Annotated in this window: 16 protein-coding genes and 1 pseudogene; 13 read left to right on the forward strand and 4 right to left on the reverse strand. The window is 57.1% G+C overall.

What is annotated here, in order from left to right; genetic code table 11:
* The first annotated feature begins 158 nt into the window (after positions 1–158).
* Positions 159–1220 carry a YncE family protein gene (locus tag ACOTXI_RS07535; protein ID WP_058654505.1) on the forward strand — a complete coding sequence of 354 codons (1062 nt, stop codon included), beginning with the start codon at positions 159–161 and terminating at the stop codon, positions 1218–1220.
* 92 nt (positions 1221–1312) lie between these two features.
* Here ACOTXI_RS07535 and ansP read toward each other — a convergent pair whose 3' ends face one another.
* Both ansP and ACOTXI_RS07545 read right to left on the reverse strand, forming a co-directional pair.
* Positions 1313–2809, reverse strand: a complete 1497-nt coding sequence (gene ansP / locus ACOTXI_RS07540; RefSeq protein WP_008501774.1) for an L-asparagine permease — start codon at positions 2807–2809, stop codon at positions 1313–1315.
* A 304-nt stretch (positions 2810–3113) separates the two neighbouring features.
* Positions 3114–4028: a LysR family transcriptional regulator gene (locus ACOTXI_RS07545; RefSeq protein WP_008501773.1), complete on the reverse strand. Its 915-nt coding sequence runs from the start codon at positions 4026–4028 to the stop codon at positions 3114–3116.
* 108 nt (positions 4029–4136) lie between these two features.
* On the opposite strand from ACOTXI_RS07545, the gene ACOTXI_RS07550 reads away from it, so the two are divergent.
* On the forward strand, positions 4137–4535 hold the full coding sequence (locus ACOTXI_RS07550; protein ID WP_021240234.1) for a (R)-mandelonitrile lyase: 399 nt from the start codon (positions 4137–4139) through the stop codon (positions 4533–4535).
* Here the strand turns inward: ACOTXI_RS07550 and ACOTXI_RS07555 are convergent.
* Positions 4532–6067, reverse strand: coding sequence for a methyl-accepting chemotaxis protein (locus tag ACOTXI_RS07555; protein ID WP_058654504.1), 1536 nt, complete (start codon positions 6065–6067; stop codon positions 4532–4534). The two genes, ACOTXI_RS07550 and ACOTXI_RS07555, sit on opposite strands and share 4 nt — an antisense overlap.
* Positions 6068–6407: 340 nt before the next feature.
* Between ACOTXI_RS07555 and ACOTXI_RS07560 the strand changes: the two genes are divergently transcribed.
* The 11 genes and pseudogenes from ACOTXI_RS07560 to ACOTXI_RS07610 all read left to right on the forward strand — a co-directional run bounded on the left by ACOTXI_RS07560 (position 6408) and on the right by ACOTXI_RS07610 (position 16679).
* Positions 6408–6947, forward strand: coding sequence for an AAA family ATPase (locus tag ACOTXI_RS07560; RefSeq protein WP_039266486.1), 540 nt, complete (start codon positions 6408–6410; stop codon positions 6945–6947).
* A gap of 110 nt (positions 6948–7057) precedes the next feature.
* On the forward strand, positions 7058–8059 hold the full coding sequence (locus ACOTXI_RS07565; protein ID WP_058654503.1) for an LLM class flavin-dependent oxidoreductase: 1002 nt from the start codon (positions 7058–7060) through the stop codon (positions 8057–8059).
* Positions 8056–9177, forward strand: a complete 1122-nt coding sequence (locus ACOTXI_RS07570; RefSeq protein ID WP_058654502.1) for an amidohydrolase — start codon at positions 8056–8058, stop codon at positions 9175–9177. The genes ACOTXI_RS07565 and ACOTXI_RS07570 overlap by 4 nt, the downstream gene beginning before the upstream one ends.
* Before the next feature lie 16 nt (positions 9178–9193).
* Positions 9194–11457, forward strand: a pseudogene (locus ACOTXI_RS07575) (NtaA/DmoA family FMN-dependent monooxygenase).
* 9 nt (positions 11458–11466) lie between these two features.
* Positions 11467–11976 (forward strand): GNAT family N-acetyltransferase, encoded by a 510-nt coding sequence (locus ACOTXI_RS07580; protein ID WP_008501765.1) that lies wholly within the window; start codon positions 11467–11469, stop codon positions 11974–11976.
* A gap of 9 nt (positions 11977–11985) precedes the next feature.
* Positions 11986–12912 (forward strand): amino acid ABC transporter permease, encoded by a 927-nt coding sequence (locus tag ACOTXI_RS07585; protein WP_103786757.1) that lies wholly within the window; start codon positions 11986–11988, stop codon positions 12910–12912.
* Positions 12896–13669, forward strand: coding sequence for an amino acid ABC transporter ATP-binding protein (locus tag ACOTXI_RS07590; RefSeq protein ID WP_008501763.1), 774 nt, complete (start codon positions 12896–12898; stop codon positions 13667–13669). The genes ACOTXI_RS07585 and ACOTXI_RS07590 overlap by 17 nt, the downstream gene beginning before the upstream one ends.
* A 9-nt stretch (positions 13670–13678) precedes the next feature.
* A complete protein-coding gene (locus tag ACOTXI_RS07595) occupies positions 13679–14566 on the forward strand; it encodes an ABC transporter substrate-binding protein (protein ID WP_058654500.1) in 888 nt (295 codons plus the stop codon).
* A 41-nt stretch (positions 14567–14607) separates the two neighbouring features.
* On the forward strand, positions 14608–15225 hold the full coding sequence (locus tag ACOTXI_RS07600) for a glutathione S-transferase family protein (protein ID WP_058654499.1): 618 nt from the start codon (positions 14608–14610) through the stop codon (positions 15223–15225).
* Positions 15226–15262: 37 nt separating this feature from the next.
* Positions 15263–15493, forward strand: a complete 231-nt coding sequence (pptA, locus tag ACOTXI_RS07605) for a tautomerase PptA (protein WP_008501760.1) — start codon at positions 15263–15265, stop codon at positions 15491–15493.
* A gap of 184 nt (positions 15494–15677) precedes the next feature.
* Positions 15678–16679: a Kdo(2)-lipid IV(A) acyltransferase gene (locus ACOTXI_RS07610; protein WP_021240225.1), complete on the forward strand. Its 1002-nt coding sequence runs from the start codon at positions 15678–15680 to the stop codon at positions 16677–16679.
* A gap of 44 nt (positions 16680–16723) precedes the next feature.
* Here the strand turns inward: ACOTXI_RS07610 and ACOTXI_RS07615 are convergent, their stop codons facing one another.
* A complete protein-coding gene (locus ACOTXI_RS07615; RefSeq protein ID WP_058654498.1) occupies positions 16724–18409 on the reverse strand; it encodes an NAD-dependent malic enzyme in 1686 nt (561 codons plus the stop codon).
* Positions 18410–18808 lie beyond the last annotated feature (399 nt).

Genomic DNA, 18808 nt, shown 5'->3' on the forward strand with positions numbered 1-18808 from the left:
ATAACCGCACATTGCGTTAATGGAAGGCGAAGCGGGAAAGAAAAACTCCACATTTAACACATTAATGATTACTATTCTCATTATCAAAAGACAATGCCATGACGTTGTCTGCCGGAAGTGATGTCAGCCCAACCCCACTTTTCAGAAAAGGAATTGATATGTCTTTACGTCAACTGTGCTCGCCGCGTCTGAGCCTGTCGCTGCTGTCTGCCACTTTACTGCTTGCCGGGACGTTCCAGGTGCATGCCGCCGAAGAGGTACTGCGTAAAGCGGTGGGCAAAGGGGCGTATGAAATGGCCGTGAGCCAGCAGGAGAATGCGCTGTGGGTGGCGACCTCGCAAAGCCGTAAAACCGACAAGGGCGGGGTTGTCTACCGTCTTGATCCGGTCACGCTGGACGTGACGCAGGCAATCCATAGCGATCTGAAACCCTTTGGTGCCACCTTTGACAAGGCGACTCAAACGCTGTGGTTCGGCAATACGATCAACGGCGCGGTAACCGCGATTGATGCAAAAACGGGTGACGTAAAAGGGCGGCTGGTGCTGGACGGGCGTCAGCGCAGCGAAACCGTCAAACCGCTGCAGCCGCGCCAGCTGGTGGCAGATGACGCGAGCAACACGATTTACATTACCGGTGTCGGTAAAGAGAGCGTGATTTGGGTCGTGGATGGCGCCACGCTGAAGCTGAAAGAAACCATTGCCAATACGGGCACCTACAGCACCGGCCTGGCGCTGGATGCGCAGGCGAAACGTCTGTACACCACGAATGCGGACGGCGAACTGGTGACGATTGATACGGCCAGCAATAAAATTATTGCCCGTAAAAAGGTGCAGGATGACGGTAAAGAGCACTTCTACCTGAACCTGAGCCTCGACACTGCCGGTCAGCGCGCGTTCCTGACCGATTCAAAACAGCCGGAAGTGCTGGTGGTGAGCCTGAAAGACGGTAGCGTGATCGAGAAAATCGCCGCGCCGGCATCCCTGGCGGTCCTGTTTAACCCGACCCGCAATGAAGCCTATGTGACGCACCGTGAAGCCGGTAAGGTGAGCGTGATTGACGCGAAATCGTTTAAGGTGACGAAAACCTTCGACACGCCGGTCTACCCGAACAGCCTGGCGCTTTCAGCGGATGGCAAAACCCTGTACGTGACGGTGAAACAGAAATCTACCCGCCAGCAGGAAGCCACCCAGCCTGACGATGTGATGCGTATTGCTCTGTAAGATGGGATTGCCCGGTGGCGCTGCCGCTTACCGGGTCTACAAAACCATGAAATGTAGGCCGGGTAAGGCGAATCCGCCACCCGGCTTTTTTATTAACGCGAGGTTTCTTCTACCAGCGGGGCGTCGTGTTTTTCATCGTCAGGATGAACCGGCGCGGTGCTGTGAATTTCATGAACGCGTTTACGCACGCCGAACCAGCCCGCAATCAGCAGAACGGCCAGCAGCGGAATGGTCGCGATGGTGTAGGTGCCGTTCGGGTAGTCGAAGGCCATCAGCACCAGCACGCTGAACAGGAAGAGCAGGGTGAGCCAGGAAGTCACCGGCGCGCCAGGCAGCTTAAAGCTGACGTCAGCGGCTTTTCCTTCTTTAATCGCTTTGCGCAGACGCATCTGGCAGACCACGATAAAGCCCCAGGACGCGATAATCCCCAGTGCCGCCACGTTCAGAACGATTTCGAATACCTGAGACGGCACCAGATAGTTCAGGAACACGCCGAAGACATAGACCACCAGCGTCGCCAGAATACCGGCGTACGGCACGTGCTGCTTGCTCATCTTGGACATGAACTTCGGCGCAGAACCGCCCATGGACATGGAACGCAGGATACGACCGGTCGAGTAGAGGCCGGAGTTCAGGCTGGAGAGCGCTGCGGTCAGGACCACGATGTTCATGATGCTGCCCACGTACGGCACGCCCAGCTTCGAGAAGAAGGTGACGAATGGACTCTGGCCCGCCTGATAGGCGTTCCACGGCAGCAGCAGCACCAGCAGCACCACGGAGCCGACGTAGAAGAGACCGATACGCCAGATCACGCTGTTGATGGCTTTTGGCACCATCGTCTGCGGATCTTTACATTCACCTGCTGCGGTGCCCACCAGCTCGATGGAGGCGAAGGCGAACACGACGCCCTGAACCAGCACCAGCGCAGGCAGCAGACCGTGCGGGAAGAATCCGCCGTTATCGGTTATCAGGTGGAAGCCGGTGGCATTGCCATCCAGCGGCTTACCGCTGCCGAGGAAGACGGTACCCACGACCAGGAACACCACGATGGCCAGCACTTTAACCAGCGCAAACCAGAACTCCATCTCCGCGAACCACTTCACGCCGATCATGTTCATGGTGCCGACAATCGCCAGGGCGCCAAGCGCAAAGACCCACTGCGGCACATCGCCAAACGCGCCCCAGTAGTGCATATACAGCGCAACGGCGGTGATGTCGACGATACCGGTCATCGCCCAGTTGACGAAGTACATCCAGCCCGCGACGTAAGCGGCTTTTTCACCGAGGAATTCACGGGCGTAAGAGACGAAGCTGCCGCTGGAAGGGCGATGCAGTACCAGCTCGCCCAGCGCGCGGAGAATGAAGAAAGAGAAGATCCCGCACACCAGATAGACCAGGGCGAGAGCCGGGCCAGCCATCTGCAGACGTGCACCCGCACCTAAAAACAGACCCGTTCCGATAGCGCCGCCGATGGCGATCATTTGAACCTGACGGTTGCCCATCGCTTTGTGGTAGCCCTCTTCGTGGGAGTTCAACCAGCGACGTTTAGCAGCGTGATGATCGGCTGCGCTTTTATTGCTTGTTTTCATTGAGTTACCTGTTTGCCTGTCTGAACCATTATCGTGATAGTCCTGCCTGGCAGAGCGCAATACAAACGATTGCTTCTGCGCAAACACATGTCGCCTTCCCAGTCATTCTGCGTATGGATAAGGCGAAACATGGCGAGGCATCCTACCTGCAATTCATAAGCGACGCAAAATATAACCGTGCCGAAAGTGATGCACGTCGAAGGAAATCGTGTGGTCAGAGCAGACGGGGATCACAACACGCTGAAACGTGATGAGTTTTTAGTCAAAACAATGGTGGGGTTGATTATTTAATCATCAGATTCTCTTAATTATTACCAGATGGTATAAATTTTTGCTGCTGCAGGGCATCGAGAAGTAACCTGAACGCGGTTGTGTGCTGCCGACGGCTCGGATAATAGAGGTGGTATCCTTCAAACGTGGGGCACCACGATTCAAGGACCCTGACCAGCCGTCCCTGATTCAGAGCGTCCAGAACCGAGGACTCGGGCACGTAGGCTAATCCGAGACCATTCTCCGCGGCGTCGATGCGCTGCGACAGGTTATTGAGCGTAAGCTGTCCGTCAACCCGCACGCGAAGCTCGCGCCCGTCGCGCTCAAATTCCCAGTCATACAATCCCCCTCGGGTGGGCAGGCGGAGATTGATACAGCGGTGTTCACCCAGCTGCTCCGGCACGAGCGGCACGCCAAAACGAGCCAGGTAATCCGGGGAGCCGACGACCGCCATGCGCATGTCCGGCGCAATCCGCACCGCAATCATGTCTTTTGCCACCTGTTCACCCAGGCGAACCCCCGCGTCGAAGCGGCCATCGACGATATCTGTCAGGCCATTGTCGACCGTCACTTCGACGTTAATGTCAGGATATTGCAGCATAAAAGCCTTCAGTACCGGCCAGAGGACGGCGTCCATCGCGTGCTCGCCGGCGACGATGCGGATAGCGCCTGCGGGTTTGTCGCGGCTGCTGCGAAGCGCCGTGAGTTCCTGTTCGATCTCCAGCAGATGCGGGCTGAGGCGCGAAAAAAGCTGCTCACCCGCGGGTGTCGGAACCACGCTGCGGGTTGTGCGGGTTAACAGGCGAACGTCTAATCGTGCTTCAAGCTTGCGCATCGCATGGCTCAGTGCCGATTGCGAGACGCCCAGCTGCGCCGCTGCGCGCGTAAAGCTACGCTCGCGGGCCACCACCATAAAGGAGAGCAGATCGTTGAAATTATCTTTTAGCATCGCGGTTCTATTTATGAGTTTCAGTCATGTGTCCTATCTGATTATGCACCCTAATGCTGCGGAGTGCTTTGCGCTACTGTTAACGCAACAGTCAACGAGGAGCATAAGATGAAAATTATCCGCAGCGGTTCATTACCTTCAGTACGAGGACCGGAAGCCTGGTTTACCGGGGCTGTTCGCATTGACGCGCCCTTTCAGGCGACCGAACCTGCCAGCGTCGGCGGGGCAACCGTAACCTTTGAGCCGGGCGCGCGCACGGCCTGGCATACGCATCCCCTGGGACAAACGCTGATTGTGACGCAGGGTCGCGGCTGGTTACAGGCGTGGGGCGAAGAGGCGGAAATCCTGAATCAGGGCGATATCGCCTGGATCCCACCCGGCGTGAAGCACTGGCACGGCGCAAGTGCGCAAACGGCGATGACGCATCTTGCCATCGCCGAAGCGGTAAACGGCAGCCCGGTAACGTGGCTGGAAAAAGTGACCGACGAGCAGTACCCGAACGGCTAACCGCCAAAAACGGCAATCGCCTGCTGCAGGCGCGTCGTCCGCTGCGTCAGGTGATTCGCGGCGTGAGTGACGTTATCCACCATCCCCGTATTGCTCTGGGTCATTGCGCCGATACGGGAGAGGGAGGCGTTGATGAGCGTCAGCGCCTGGGTTTGCTCCTGCGTAGCGTGGCCGATCTCCTTAATCAGGGAGGAGACCCGCAGCACGTTGTCGATCATAACCGTCAGCTGTGATTCGGTTTGTCCCACCTTCTCCACGCCAGCGTTGACGCTGGCAACGTTTTTCTCGATCAGCGCTTTGATCTCTTTCGCCGCCGTCGCGGAGTGCTGCGCAAGATTGCGCACCTCAGCCGCGACCACGGCAAAGCCGCGGCCGGCTTCACCCGCGCGCGCCGCTTCCACGGCGGCATTCAGCGCAAGAATATTGGTCTGGAAGGCAATACGATCGATAACGCTGATAATATCGACGATCTGGCCGTTATCCTGCGAAACGGACTGCATCATACCGATGGTCTCTTTCATCATCGCTTCCCCGCAGTGGGCGCTGTCGCGGGTGCGATCCGCCATCTGAATCGCCTCGTTCGCGGTTTCGGCCGTCTGCTTCACGGCGCTGGCGATCTCTTCCACCGCAGATGCGGTTTGCTGCAAGAAATCGGCGGTTTCTTCAGAACGCGCCTGCAGCGCCGCGCCTTCTTTCGCGACCTGCTGGCTGATGGTGCCAATACCGCTGATTTGCGCCCCGACATCATCAACCAGCGAGTTCAGGTTTAAACCAGACTGATTCACCAGGCGCATCATCAACCCGATGTCATCGATCCTGTCAAAATGGTAATAGTCCGTTTTACGTCCTGAAACCACGCGCTGCATCTGTTGAACAATGGATTTTACCGGCCGGGCGATCTGCGCGTGGAGATAACAGGACAGCGCAGAAAAAAGCAGCACCAGAGTGGTGGCCTGAACGAGACGATCGCGGAATAAATACATCGCCAGGCAGGAAAGTAATGCTGTCACAGTAATTCCAAGCTGAATTCGTTTTCCGGTACTGAGACATTTAAAGAGCGACAAAAAGGAAAATAAACCGCGCCGAACGAACAGTCCTTTATAAAAACGATAATGTTTTAATTCATTATTACGTACTTTTGCATACAGATTTTCACTGGCCGCGATCTCCTCCCGTGAGGGGATATTGCGCACCGAAATATAGCCGGTCAGGGATTCCCCCTGCCAGACCGGCGTCACGTTGGCCCGCACCCAGTAGTGATCGCCATTATGACGACGGTTCTTCACCAGCCCTGTCCAGGTCTCGCCCTGCTGGAGGGTAAACCACATGTCGCCAAACGCTTCGGCAGGCATGTCGGGATGGCGGATGAGGTTATGCGGCTCCCCCAGAAGATGCTCTTCTTTATATCCGCTGGCTTCTATAAAAGCGGAGTTGGCATAAGTTATATGACTTTTTATATCGGTGGTGGACATTAACGTCGAACCAGCGTTAAGTAAATACTCGTTTTGTGTAACGGGGGTGTTACGCCTCATGAGTAACTCCATGATGTTGTGCAAGAATAAAAACCCGGAAAGCGCTCCGGCAAGATAAAACTGATTATTTTAATAACGGTCTGTGCATATTCTCGCTGAAATTGAGATCCTCCGAAATACCCGGCACCCATTATTTTTAATATGTTAATGTTGTCGAATGTAATAAAATTGAAAATATTTTAGTGGGTGTTATTTTGAATCGATTTAAATAAATGACATAAGCCAAACTGCAAGAGGGAGATCGTCTCTCTGGAAAAATTGTCATGCTGAAATAGCGTTTCGTTAACAGGATGAAAACGCTATCATTTGGTCACATTTTCGTAAATACAGGGAGGCTGAGGTGAAAATTAACGTCATCGGTACCAGCGGGAGCGGAAAAAGCACGCTGGCGAAGCAGATTGCGACCGCGCTGTCTATTCCCTGTATCGAGATGGACAGACTCTACTGGCGCTCTGACTGGCAGGGCACGCCGGACGACGAGTTTCAGGCAAAGCTGGCGCAGGCGCTACAGGCTTCGTCAGACTGGGTGCTCGACGGTAACTACAACCGCACGCGACCGCTGAAATGGCGCGATGTCGATGTGGTGGTGTGGGTGGATTATGGGTTTACCCGCACCCTCTGGCAGGCCGTCACCCGAGCAATAAAACGGGCCTGGCATAAACACGAGCTTTGGCCGGGAACGGGAAACAAAGAGAGTTTCCGGCGCGCGTTCTTCAGCAGAGAATCCATTATCATCTGGACGATCAAAACCTGGCGTAATAACCGTACGCGCTATGAAGCCGACCTGCAAAACCCGCAATATAGCCATATTCGCTTCGTCCGCATTACCCGTCGGGAGCAGGTGGAAACGCTGATTGCCTCCTTAAAGTCTTATTCTTAGCAGGGTTTTATATATCTGTTTTCCGGCAAACTAAATGTAAATTAATTGTTTCTCAGTGGTGAAATGCGCCTTTAATAATGTCGACATGTTAAGTCAAACGAGAACGCAACATGTCATGGCGAATCAGCATTCTGGATAAAAGCCCCATCGCTGAAAACGAAACGGCTGCCGATGCACTGGCGCGTACCCTGGCGCTGGCGCAGCAGGCAGAAAATCTGGGCTATCACCGCTTCTGGATTGCCGAACACCACAACACCCCACAGCTTGCCAGCCCCTCGCCGGAGCTGCTGATTGCCTGGATCCTCGGGCAAACCACGCGCATTCGCGTCGGGTCTGGCGGCGTAATGCTCCAGCACTACAGCCCCTATAAAGTCGCCGAGAACTTCAACGTGCTGGCCGCGCTGGCGCCTGGCCGCGTCGATCTCGGCGTTGGGAAAGCCCCCGGTGGATTACCGCTCTCAACCCGCGCGCTACAGCAGGGCCTGAATCAACAGGAAAAGGGCAGCTTTGCCGAACAGCTGGCCCAGCTCGACCGCTGGATCCGTCCTGAGCATCACGCTATTGAAGAGGCCGTCCGCGCCACGCCGCTGCCGCCGTTGCCTGCTGAGGGGTTCCTGCTGGGCGCGAGTACCGACAGCGCGCTGCTGGCCGCCAGGCTCGACTGGCACTTTGTGTTTGCCGCGCACCTGAACGGTGACCCGGACCTGCTGCGCGAGGTGGTATCGACCTGGCGTGAGAACAGCGAGCGGGACGTGATAGTGGCGGTGCAGGCGATTGTCGCGCCGACGCAGGCCGAGGCAGACGCGCTGGCGCAGAAGGTCGAAGTGTGGGGCGTTGAGCTGGCAAACGGGCAGCGTGTCACCGTGGCCAGCGAAGAGCAGGCCTACGCGTTTGCGCGCCAGGCGGGCAGTGAGCCGGTGCGCATTGCACGCCGGGCGCAGTCGCTGCTGGCGGGTACCGCTGAGTCGGTAGTGGAACAGCTCAACGCGCTGCACCAGCAGTGGGGCATTGACGAATTTATCATCGACACGCCGGTGGCGGAGGGGGCTACGCGCGTCGCGTCGCTGCGTCTGCTGGCCGGGGCGCGTCTTAACAAGGAGGTCACCGTATGAGTTTTGGCGAACAACTGATTGCCTGGCGCCGCGAACTGCACCAGAACCCGGAGCTGTCCGGCCAGGAGGTCGAAACCACCGCGCGCCTGCGCCAGTGGCTGACCAACGCCGGGATCGCCCCGCAGCCTTACGATCTGTCGACCGGGCTGGTGGCGGAAATCGGGACGGGCAGCAGGCTGGTTGCGCTGCGCGCCGACATTGACGCGCTGCCGATAGAGGAGCGCAGCGGCGTACCGTTTAGCTCACAGCATGCCGGGGTGATGCACGCCTGCGGACACGATATCCACACCAGCGTCATCCTCGGCGCCGCGTTAAAGCTGAAAGAGCGGGAGGCCTCGCTTAACGGCCGGGTGCGTATCCTGTTTCAGCCTGCTGAAGAGAACTTTGGCGGTGCGAAGAGCATGGTGCGGGCCGGTGCGCTGCGCGATGTCAGCGCGATTTTCGGTATGCACAACGAGCCTGGCCTGCCGGTTGGTGAGTTCGCCACACGCGGCGGGCCGTTCTACGCCAACGTCGACCGCTTCGTGATCCGCATTACCGGTAAAGGCGCGCACGCCGCACGTCCTCATGAAGGCAACGACGCCATCGTGCTGGCAAGCCAGCTGGTAACGGCGCTGCAAAGCGTCGCCAGCCGCAACGTCAACACGCTGGATTCGGTGGTGCTGAGCGTGACCCGCATCTCGGGCGGTAACACCTGGAACGTGCTGCCGGAAAGCGTCGAGCTGGAAGGCACGCTGCGTACCCATCGCACGGAGGTACAGCAGAATGTGAAAGCCCGCGTGGGTGAAATTGCCGCCGGGTTTGCCAGCGCCTTCAGCGCGCAGATTGATATCACCTGGTATGCCGGGCCTACCGCGCTGGTGAATGACGAACGCTGGGCCGACTTCGCCACCTCGGTCGCGCGTGAGGCCGGTTATGAAACCCGTCACGCGGAACTGCATATGGGCGGGGATGATTTTGCGGTCTATTTGCAGTCTGTTCCCGGCGCGTTTGTCAGCATTGGCAGCAACAGTCCGTTTGGTTTACATCACCCGGCCTTTAACCCGGATGAAGCACTGATTGAGCCCGCCGCCCGCTATTTTGCACAGCTTGCGGAAAAAGCCCTGCAACACGTTTAATTCAGGAGAGGTAAAGATGTCTGCAACCCGACAACTGCGGCTGGGCACCATTCTGCATGGTGCATCCGGGAATATGTCCGCCTGGCGCCATCCTGCGGCGATTGCCGACGCCAGTATTAATTTCGACTTTGTGAAAGCGACGGCGTTAAAAGCTGAGGAAGGGAAGCTCGATTTTCTCTTCGTGGCCTATGGTCTCTATATCAACGAGAAATCGATCCCCCATTTTCTGAATCGGTTTGAACCGTTAACGGTGCTTTCCGCACTGGCCAGCATCACCTCGCGCCTGGGCCTGGTGGGAACCTTATCCACCTCCTACAGCGAACCCTTTACCACGGCGCGCCAGTTCGCCAGCCTCGATCACCTGAGCAATGGCCGCGCGGGCTGGAACGTGGTGACCTCACCGCTGGAGGGGTCGGCGAAGAACTTTTCCCGCGAAAAACACCCCGAGCATGCGCTGCGCTACCGGATTGCCGATGAGTATCTCGACGTGGTGAAAGGGCTGTGGGATTCCTGGGAAGGGGACGCGTTTATCCGCAACAAAGAGAGCGGCCAGTTTTTTGACCCGGCGAAACTGCATACGCTCGATCACCACGGTGACTTCTTCCATGTCGCCGGTCCGCTGAATATTGGCCGCACGCCGCAGGGGCGACCAATTGTCTTTCAGGCCGGGGCGTCGGACGACGGGAAAAAGCTGGCGGCGAAACATGCCGACGCCATTTTTACCCACCACGAGACCTTCGACGAGGCAAAAGCCTTTTATCAGGACGTAAAACAGCAGCTGGAAACAAACGGCCGCCGCGCGTCGGATCTCCATATTTTCCAGGGCGTTAGCGTGATTGTGGGGAAAGATGCCGATGACGTGGAACACCAGTACCAGACCACGGCGGCGCTGGTGTCTATTAATGACGCCCTCAATTACCTCGGGCGTTATTTCGAACATCACGATTTCAGCCAGTATCCGCTCGACGAGCCGTTCCCGGATATCGGCGACTTAGGCAAAAACAGCTTCCGCAGCACCACGGATGAAATCAAGCGTAACGCCCGCGAACGCAGCTTAACCCTGCGTCAGGTGGCGCTTGAAGCCGCTTCGCCGCGCCCGCGCTTTTCCGGCACCCCGGAGGAGGTGGCTGACGGTCTTCAGGCCTGGTTTGAAGGTTATGCCGCAGACGGCTTCATCATTCAGGGCGGTACGCCGGACACCTTCCCGCGCTTTGTTGACCAGGTGGTACCGATTCTGCAGTCTCGCGGCCTGTTCCGTACCGACTACCCGGGCACCACGCTGCGCGAAAGCCTTGGCTTAGATCAACCGAAAAACCAGTACACACAACAATAAAAGAGAACCCCGCTATGCAGAAATCATCGCTTGTTCTGGCGCTCGCGCTGGCCTTTACCCCTGCCGTCTGGGCAGAGAACGTCAATATTAACGGCACCGGCGTGAGCATCGAGGCCAATAAAACGCCGATTAACACCGCGAAAAATAGCGAGGCAGTGGCGCAGCTGCCGAAAGACTATCGCTTTGCCGTGCCGGGGAAATTTACCGTGGCGGTGGCGGGACTCAATCAGCCGCCGCTGACGGTCTTCTCCGACGACAACAAAACGCTGCTGGGAAGCGAAGTTGACGTCGCGCGTCTGGTCGCCGACAGCCTCGGGCTGGAGCTGAACGTGGTGCCCACCTCCTGGGAAGACTGGCCGCTGGGCGTCGCGTCCGGGAAATACGATGCCGCCATCAGCAACATCACCGTCACTAAAGAGCGCAAACAGAAGTTTGATTTTGCCACCTACCGTAAGGATTCCCTCGGTTTCTACGTGAAATCGACCAGCCCGATCAAATCGCTTCAGAAGGCGGAAGACATCGCCGGGCTGAAGATTATCGTGGGCTCCGGCACCAACCAGGAGGCCATCCTGCTGGCATGGAATGCTGAAAACCTGAAGAAGGGACTGAAGCCCTTTACCCCGATCTACACCAAAGACGATGCGGCCCAAACCCTGGCGCTGCAGTCCGGGCGCGCGGATGCCTACTTTGGCCCGAACGTGATTGGCGCCTGGAAAGCGGCGCTGAACGGGAAAACCAAACTGGTGGGCAGCGTCGACGGCGGCTGGCCGAAGGCGGCGCACATCGCGGTGACGCTGAAAAAAGGCAGCGGGCTGGTTGAGCCGGTGCAGACCGCGCTGAACGGCGTCATCAAAAACGGCGATTACGACAAAGTGCTGAACCGCTGGGGAGAAGGGGTTGAGCGCATTCCTCAGTCCGAAGTGAACCCGGCGGGCCTGGGCGATTAAGGAGGCGTGATGAGCGAACGATTTCGTGATGTTTCACCGGAAGATGCCGAACTTCAGCCCATTATCGAGGGGCTGTTCGGTGAATATGCGGCCCGCTACGGGGACTACTTTTCCAAAGACGCGGAAGTGGAGCTCACCGAGTGGTATTTAGCGCCGCAGGGGCTGTTTATCGTCCTGGAGCGCGACGGGAAGATTATCGCCACCGGCGCGTACAAACCGTTCGACGAACGCACCGCGGAAATCAAACGCATCTGGACGGACAAAACCCTGCGTCAGCAGGGGCTTGCCGGGCGCGTAGTGCAGGAGCTTGAGCGCAGGGCGGTGCTGGCAGGGTACAGCCAAATCTACCTGACAACCGGCTTTCGTCAGCCGGAGGCGGTCAGGCTCTATCTCAGCCAGGGCTATCAGCCGCAGTTCGATCTGAACCGCGATCCGGAAGAGTATAGCCAGCCGCCGTTTGACGGTCGGCTGCGTTTCACCAAAACGCTGGTACGTGAAGCGTTCAGCAAAACCGCATGAGGAACGACGATGAGCAACGTTGAAACCATTAAGGTGGTCCCGGCGCGTTATCCGCTGCGGGCCGTCGGCGCCGCGGTGGCGCTGTTTGTCCTGGCGGTCGTGATTCAGTCAGTCGCCTTTAACCCGCGCTGGGAGTGGGCGGTGTTCGCCCGCTGGTTCTTCGACCCGGTGATCCTCGAAGGCGTCGGGCAGACCCTGCTGCTGACGCTGATCTGCACCGTGCTGAGCGTGGTGTTTGGCGGCATGCTGGCGCTGGCGAGACTCTCTTCATCCTGGCTGCTGAGCAGCCTGGCGTGGGCGTACATCTGGCTGTTTCGGTCGCTGCCGCTGATCGTCGTGCTGATTATCCTGTACAACTTTTCCTATCTCTACGACACGCTTTCGCTCGGCGTGCCGTTCACCGGTATTACCTGGGGCAGTTTTGAAACCATCAACGTGCTGGGGCAGTTCTCTACCGCCGTGGTGGGGCTAACGCTGGTGCAGAGCGCCTATACCGCCGAGATCATTCGCGGTGGTTTCCTCGGGGTCGATCACGGGCAGTATGAGGCCGCCGCCGCGCTCGGCCTGCCGGCCTGGCGCCGCACGGTGCGCATCATTTTGCCTCAGGCGCTGCGCACCATCCTGCCGTCGGGGTTCAATGAAATCATCAGCCTCGCCAAGGGCACGGCGATGGTGTACGTCCTGGCGATGCCGGAGCTGTTTTATACCATTCAGATGATCTACAACCGCACGCAGGAGGTGATCCCGCTGCTGATGGTCGGTGCCGCCTGGTATCTGGCGATCACCACCGTCCTGTCCGCTATCCAGTACGGTGTTGAGCGCGCACTCGCCCGCAGCGAACGCCGCTCTGCGGTTAATCAGAACCGTGCCGCCCGTCGCACCCGTTCCGTCACCACCACGCCAGCACAGGAGCCTATCCATGCAAGCCTCTCCTGAAGGACATATCTCGATTACCGGCGTCAGCAAATATTTTGGTCGCCATAAGGCGCTCGACAACGTGTCGCTTGAGATCCCGCCGGGATCCGTGACGGTCATTCTTGGGCCCTCAGGCTCGGGCAAATCGACGCTGTTGCGCACCATAAACCACCTGGAGCGCGTCGACGAAGGTTTTATTCAGATCGACGGGGACTACATTGGCTACCGTCGTCAGGGCGACAAGCTCTACGAGCTGAAGGAGAAAGAGATCCTCAAACAGCGCGTCAACGTGGGCTATGTGTTCCAGAACTTCAATCTCTTTCCCCATCTCACGGTGCTGGAAAACCTGATTGAGGCGCCCATCGCGCATAAAAAGCTCAGCAAAAAAGAGGCGGTGGAAAGCGCGTACAGCCTGCTGGACGTGGTCGGGCTGCGGGATAAAGCCGACGCCTGGTCCCGCCATCTCTCCGGCGGCCAGCAGCAGCGCATTGCCATTGCCCGCGCGCTGGCGTTACGTCCCCGCGTGATGCTGTTTGATGAACCCACCTCGGCGCTGGACCCGGAGCTGGTAGGGGAAGTGCTGGACGTAATCAAAAAGCTGGCCCGGTCCGGCACTACCCTGGTGGTAGTGACCCACGAGATCGGCTTTGCCCGCGAGGTGGCGGATCAGGTGGTGTTTATGGTCGACGGAAAAATCGTCGAGCAGGGCAGCAGTGACGAGGTATTAAACCGTCCGTCACATGCGCGAACGCGCCAGTTCCTGTCAAAAGTGCTGTAAGGAGCGCAGATGAAATATGGACTTCTGGCGGGGCTGGTCTTCACGACGGCGAGCCACGCCAGCATCGATCTGAAAGCCAACGAGCAGCCGCTGCCGGTGACGGTGGATCGGCAGGCCGTGGCGAAGATCCCCGCCGGGTATAAATTCGTTGAGCCAGGTACGCTGACGGTCGCCGTCTCGATGCTGAACTCCCCGCCGCTGGCGCTGCTGGCCAGCGATAACCGCACGCGGATCGGCAGCGACCCGGATATTGCCCGCCTGCTGGCGGGCAGCCTGGGGCTGAAGCTAAAGCTGGTGCCGACGGCGTGGGAAGACTGGCCGCTGGGGATCGCTTCCGGGCGCTACGACGTGGCGCTGGTGAACATTGCGGTGACCGAACAGCGTAAAGAGAAGTTTGATTTTGCGACCTACCGCGTCGATTCGCTGGCATTTTCGGTGAAATCCACCAGCGAGATTCAGTCAATCAAAAGCGCGGAAGATCTGGTCGGGAAAAAGGTGATTGTCGGCTCGGGTACCAATCAGGAGCGCATCCTGCTGGGCTGGAACGAAGAGAATAAAAAGGCGGGGCGGGCGCCTGCGCTGCCGGTCTATCTTCACGACGATGCCTCGGGCAATCTCTATATCCAGTCCGGCAGGGCGGATGTGTTCTTCGGCCCCCAGTCGGTTTCAGCTTACAAAGCGGCGCTCACCGGCAAAACCCGCGTGGTCGGTTTAGGGCCGAAGAAAGCTTATGTCGCCACCACGACCAAAAAAGGCAATCAACTGGTTTATGCCCTGCAGGCCGCGCTGAACGGTGCGATTGAGCGCGGAGAGTACCAGAAGGTGCTGGCGCGCTGGGGCGAGCAGGGCGAAGCGGTGACGCAATCGGAGGTCAACCCGCCTGGGATAACCTACTAATGGTGCTCTACACTTAGGATTTTCACTCCTGAGGGGGCAACATGATTAAACTCTATGGCGTACCCGGCTGGGGCTCGGCAATCAGTGAGGTGATGCTGACCCTGGCTGATATCCCTTATCAATTCATCAACGTGGACGGGTTTGACCAGCCCGGTCCGCAGCGTGAATTGCTGCACAAGCTCAATCCGCTGTGCCAGGTGCCGACGCTGGCGCTGGAAAATGGCGCCATCATGACCGAAACGGCGGCGATTGCCCTGATGGTGCTCGACCGGTGTCCCGATCTCGCCCCGCCCGTGGGGCAGGCTGAACGTCAGCCGTTTCTGCGTTTGCTCATTTGGTTCGTAGCCAACGTCTATCCCACGTTTACCTATGCAGACTATCCCGAACGCTGGGTGCCGGATGCGCCGGAACAGCTGCAGAAAAACTGCATCGAATACCGGAAATCTCTTTATTTGTGGTTCGAAAGCCAGCTTAAGGCTACCCCGTTTGCGCTGGGGGAACGGCTGACGCTGCTGGATGTGTATATTGCGGTAGCGCGCACCTGGGGGCCCCGTTACGCCTGGTTTGCCGAAAATACCCCTAAATTCACGGCGATTGCGGACGCTGTATGTCAGCGACCGGAACTGCACAAGGTGTTAAAGGCAAACAAAATTATCTGATAACGTGGAACCCACATTCACAACCGGAAGCCTGCACATGCCACACGTAGATATTAAATGTTTTCCCCGTGATTTAAACGACGAACAGAAAGCTGCCCTGGCGGCGGATATTGCCGACGTGATTATTCGCCATTTCAACAGCAAAGACAGTTCCGTGTCGGTGGCGCTGAAGCAGATCGCGCCTGAAGACTGGAAGGCGCAGGTCTGGGATACCGAAATTGGACCGAAGCTGGAGGAGCTTATTAAGAAGCCCGGGTATTCGATGTAAGATCTTCTGCCGGGGAGCGGATAAATCCTTCCCGGCTCGTCTTCCCGTTTTTCGCAAAAATCGATAAAAATGCGTTTTGTCTTTTCCGCTACAATTAACGTTTCTGACTGGCATATTATTCATCCTTAGGAAAGATCTCCAACAGAATCAATTAAGGACAGACACGTTAAAGGATAATTTTCTGATGACAAAATTACCCCGTTTTTCATTCGCCTTTCTTCATCCCCGTTACTGGCTAAGCTGGGCCGGCATTGCGGCTCTGTGGCTCATCATGCTGCTCCCTTATCCGCTTCTGTTCAGAATCGGTCATGGCCTGGGTCGACTGGCGATGCGCTTACTGCCTCGCCGCGTTGAGATTGCCCGCCGCAACCTGGAGCTTTGTTTCCCGGAGATGAAAAAGGATGAACGCGAGTCATTGCTGCAGCGTAATTTTGAATCGGTAGGAATGGGGATAATCGAAACCGGAATGGCATGGTTCTGGCCTGCGTGGCGGGTAAAGAAATGCTTTACCGTGCAGGGTTATGAGCACATGGAAAAGGCGAGGGCGCAGGGAAAAGGCGTGGTGCTGGTAGGGATACATTTTCTGACCCTTGAGCTGGGCGCGCGGATATTTGGCATGCTTAACCCCGGTATCGGGGTCTATCGTCCTAATAACAATGCTCTGCTGGACTGGCTTCAGACGCGCGGGCGTCTGCGCGCCAACAAAACCATGCTCGATCGCCATGATTTAAAGGGCATGATCCGCGCGCTGAAGCAGAATGAAATTTTGTGGTACGCCCCGGATCACGACTATGGCAAAACCAACAGCGTGTTTGTGCCGTTCTTTGCGGTGCCGGATGCCGCGACGACGGCGGGCAGCTATATGCTGGTCAAAAGCGCTAACCCTGCCGTTATCCCCTTTGTGCCGCGCCGCAGGGCGGATGGCACCGGTTACGAGCTGATTATTCTGGAGGATATCAGCGAGGCGATGCAGGGCGGCGATAAAGAAGCCGTGGCGACGCAGATGAACAGGGCAATTGAGCAGGCCGTACGCATGGCGCCTGAACAATATATGTGGCTGCACCGTCGCTTCAAAACCCGTCCTGAAGGGGTACCTGACCGGTATGCCCGTCTGAAACAGGCGGCAACTCGGGGTGATAGTCTCACCGCCAGCGATTTTTCTGACCGTTCACGCATACAGCACTGACACCACAGCGATGCCCTCACCCTGCGGTGAGGGCATGACCGGCGCTACAGCGCGGATCGGCGGTACGGCGCATAGTCCGCCTGCCACCAGGTTTTCTCGATACGCGCCATCAGGGTTTCATCATCTAACGCTGGCGCCACGCCTTGTTCAACGGCGGCCCGGGCGACGGCAACGGCAATCTGGCGTGAGACCGTTTCAATCTGATCTACCGGCGGCAGCAATCCTCCTCTTTCCGTGGTCACGAGCGGAGACTGCGCGGCCAGGCTGCGGCTTGCTGCCATCAGCATCTCTTCCGTCACCCGGCGAGCGTTACAGGCCAGCACGCCCAGCCCCAGGCCCGGGAAGATATAGGCGTTGTTGCACTGGGCAATCTCATAGTGCGCATTCTCCCAGAATACCGGGGCGAACGGGCTGCCGGTGGCCACCAGCGCGGCACCCTGGGTCCAGGCGATAAGGTCCTGAGGCTGGGCCTCCGCCCGTGACGTTGGGTTCGAGAGCGGCATGATAATCGGGCGCGGACAGTGGCGATGCATCTCTTTGACGATCTCTTCGCTGAACAGCCCCGGCTGGCCTGAAACGCCGATCATCACCGTGGGATGCGCGTTCTTCACCACGTCCAGCAGGGAAATATTTTGCGAGTCTACCTGCCAGCGACTAACGGCGTCGCGCGCGGTAAGCAGGTTTTTCTGGAAATCGAGCAGGTTGGTCATGTCGTCGGTCAGCAGGCCGAAGCGATCGACCATAAAGATCCGGCTGCGGGCTTCCGACTCGCTCAGGCCGTCATCGACCATTAGCGCCACAATTTTTTCAGCAATCCCGCATCCGGCAGAGCCGCTGCCCAGGAACACCACGCGCTGGTCGCGAATGCGCGTCCCCGCCGCGTGCGCCGCCGCGATCAGCGTCCCGGCGGTGACGGCTGCTGTGCCCTGGATATCATCATTGAAGCAGCACAGCTGGTCGCGGTAGCGCTGCAGAAGTCGGGTGGCGTTTTTCTGCGCAAAGTCTTCAAACTGCAGGAGAACGTTGGGCCAGCGCGCCTTAACCGTGCTGATAAACATATCCATAAATTCAGCGTACTGGTCGTCGCTGATGCGCGGGTGACGCCAGCCCATGTACATCGGGTCGTCGAGGTGTTGCTGATTATTGGTGCCGACATCCAGCATAATCGGCAGGGTGGAGGCCGGATGGATCCCTCCGCAGGCGGTATACAGCGACAGCTTGCCAATCGGTATGCCCATACCGCCGATACCCTGGTCGCCGAGGCCTAAAATGCGTTCTCCGTCCGTTACCACAATCACCCGAACGTCGTTGCGCGAGAAACTTTGCAGCATCTCATCAATGCGGTGGCGGTTAGGCCATGAAATAAACAAGCCGCGCGCGCGGCGATAAATCGTGGAGAAATGCTCGCAGGCTTCACCCACCGTCGGGGTATAGATAATCGGTAACGTCTCTTTCAGATGCGAACGCAGGAGGTTGTAAAAGAGGGTTTCATTGGTGTCCTGAATATTGCGCAAATAAACATGGCGGGAAATGTCGCTTTTAAAATGGCAGAACTGCACCCAGGCGCGCTCCGTTTGCTCTTCAATGGTTTCAACGTTATGCGGCAATAATCCATGCAGATTAAAATTATCCCGCTCTTCCTTAATAAAGGCGAGGCCTTTATTTAATAACGGATTTTCCAGCAGTACGGCGCCATTATAGGGCGTGTACAGAACGTCTTTACGAGACATGGTTAACTCCTGAATATTTAAACGAAACAGAAATAAGTCGAGCAGAAACAGTGACTTAAAGGATGATAAAGACACGGGGTTTTCTGTGTTTTGTTGGGGAGCTAATTTAGCGCTTAGCTAACGGAGCAGGAGTGATAAGGGTCACATTATTTCTGGTTTTATTAATTTCAAAAGAATTGCATTGAATGCCATGAATAACTTTAGTTACATAATAATGAATTAAATTATTTAAAAGGAAAGGGCTGTTGTGTTCACATTTCTCTTCGAAAGCCCATGTTAATTTCACGCTGAGCCTGTTTTTGAGAAAAGGCCACCAAAGTCATTATTTTCAATTTAAGAACATTTATTCGAAACAGGAATAGTTTTCCGCTTATTCCTTTCTCTGTATATCCGAACACA

This window comes from Enterobacter cloacae complex sp. BZL2005, from assembly GCF_049238885.1.
Taxonomy (GTDB): domain Bacteria; phylum Pseudomonadota; class Gammaproteobacteria; order Enterobacterales; family Enterobacteriaceae; genus Enterobacter; species Enterobacter roggenkampii.

Bases quoted from the DNA above. Each gene is read 5' to 3' on its own strand.
- ACOTXI_RS07535 (WP_058654505.1), top strand. From the start codon at position 159: ATGTCTTTACGTCAACTGTGCTCGCCGCGTCTGAGCCTGTCGCTGCTG.
- ansP (WP_008501774.1), bottom strand. From the start codon at position 2,809: ATGAAAACAAGCAATAAAAGCGCAGCCGATCATCACGCTGCTAAACGT.
- ACOTXI_RS07545 (WP_008501773.1), bottom strand. From the start codon at position 4,028: ATGCTAAAAGATAATTTCAACGATCTGCTCTCCTTTATGGTGGTGGCC.
- ACOTXI_RS07550 (WP_021240234.1), top strand. From the start codon at position 4,137: ATGAAAATTATCCGCAGCGGTTCATTACCTTCAGTACGAGGACCGGAA.
- ACOTXI_RS07555 (WP_058654504.1), bottom strand. From the start codon at position 6,067: ATGAGGCGTAACACCCCCGTTACACAAAACGAGTATTTACTTAACGCT.
- ACOTXI_RS07565 (WP_058654503.1), top strand. From the start codon at position 7,058: ATGTCATGGCGAATCAGCATTCTGGATAAAAGCCCCATCGCTGAAAAC.
- ACOTXI_RS07570 (WP_058654502.1), top strand. From the start codon at position 8,056: ATGAGTTTTGGCGAACAACTGATTGCCTGGCGCCGCGAACTGCACCAG.
- ACOTXI_RS07580 (WP_008501765.1), top strand. From the start codon at position 11,467: ATGAGCGAACGATTTCGTGATGTTTCACCGGAAGATGCCGAACTTCAG.
- ACOTXI_RS07585 (WP_103786757.1), top strand. From the start codon at position 11,986: ATGAGCAACGTTGAAACCATTAAGGTGGTCCCGGCGCGTTATCCGCTG.
- ACOTXI_RS07590 (WP_008501763.1), top strand. From the start codon at position 12,896: ATGCAAGCCTCTCCTGAAGGACATATCTCGATTACCGGCGTCAGCAAA.
- ACOTXI_RS07595 (WP_058654500.1), top strand. From the start codon at position 13,679: ATGAAATATGGACTTCTGGCGGGGCTGGTCTTCACGACGGCGAGCCAC.
- ACOTXI_RS07600 (WP_058654499.1), top strand. From the start codon at position 14,608: ATGATTAAACTCTATGGCGTACCCGGCTGGGGCTCGGCAATCAGTGAG.
- pptA (WP_008501760.1), top strand. From the start codon at position 15,263: ATGCCACACGTAGATATTAAATGTTTTCCCCGTGATTTAAACGACGAA.
- ACOTXI_RS07610 (WP_021240225.1), top strand. From the start codon at position 15,678: ATGACAAAATTACCCCGTTTTTCATTCGCCTTTCTTCATCCCCGTTAC.
- ACOTXI_RS07615 (WP_058654498.1), bottom strand. From the start codon at position 18,409: ATGTCTCGTAAAGACGTTCTGTACACGCCCTATAATGGCGCCGTACTG.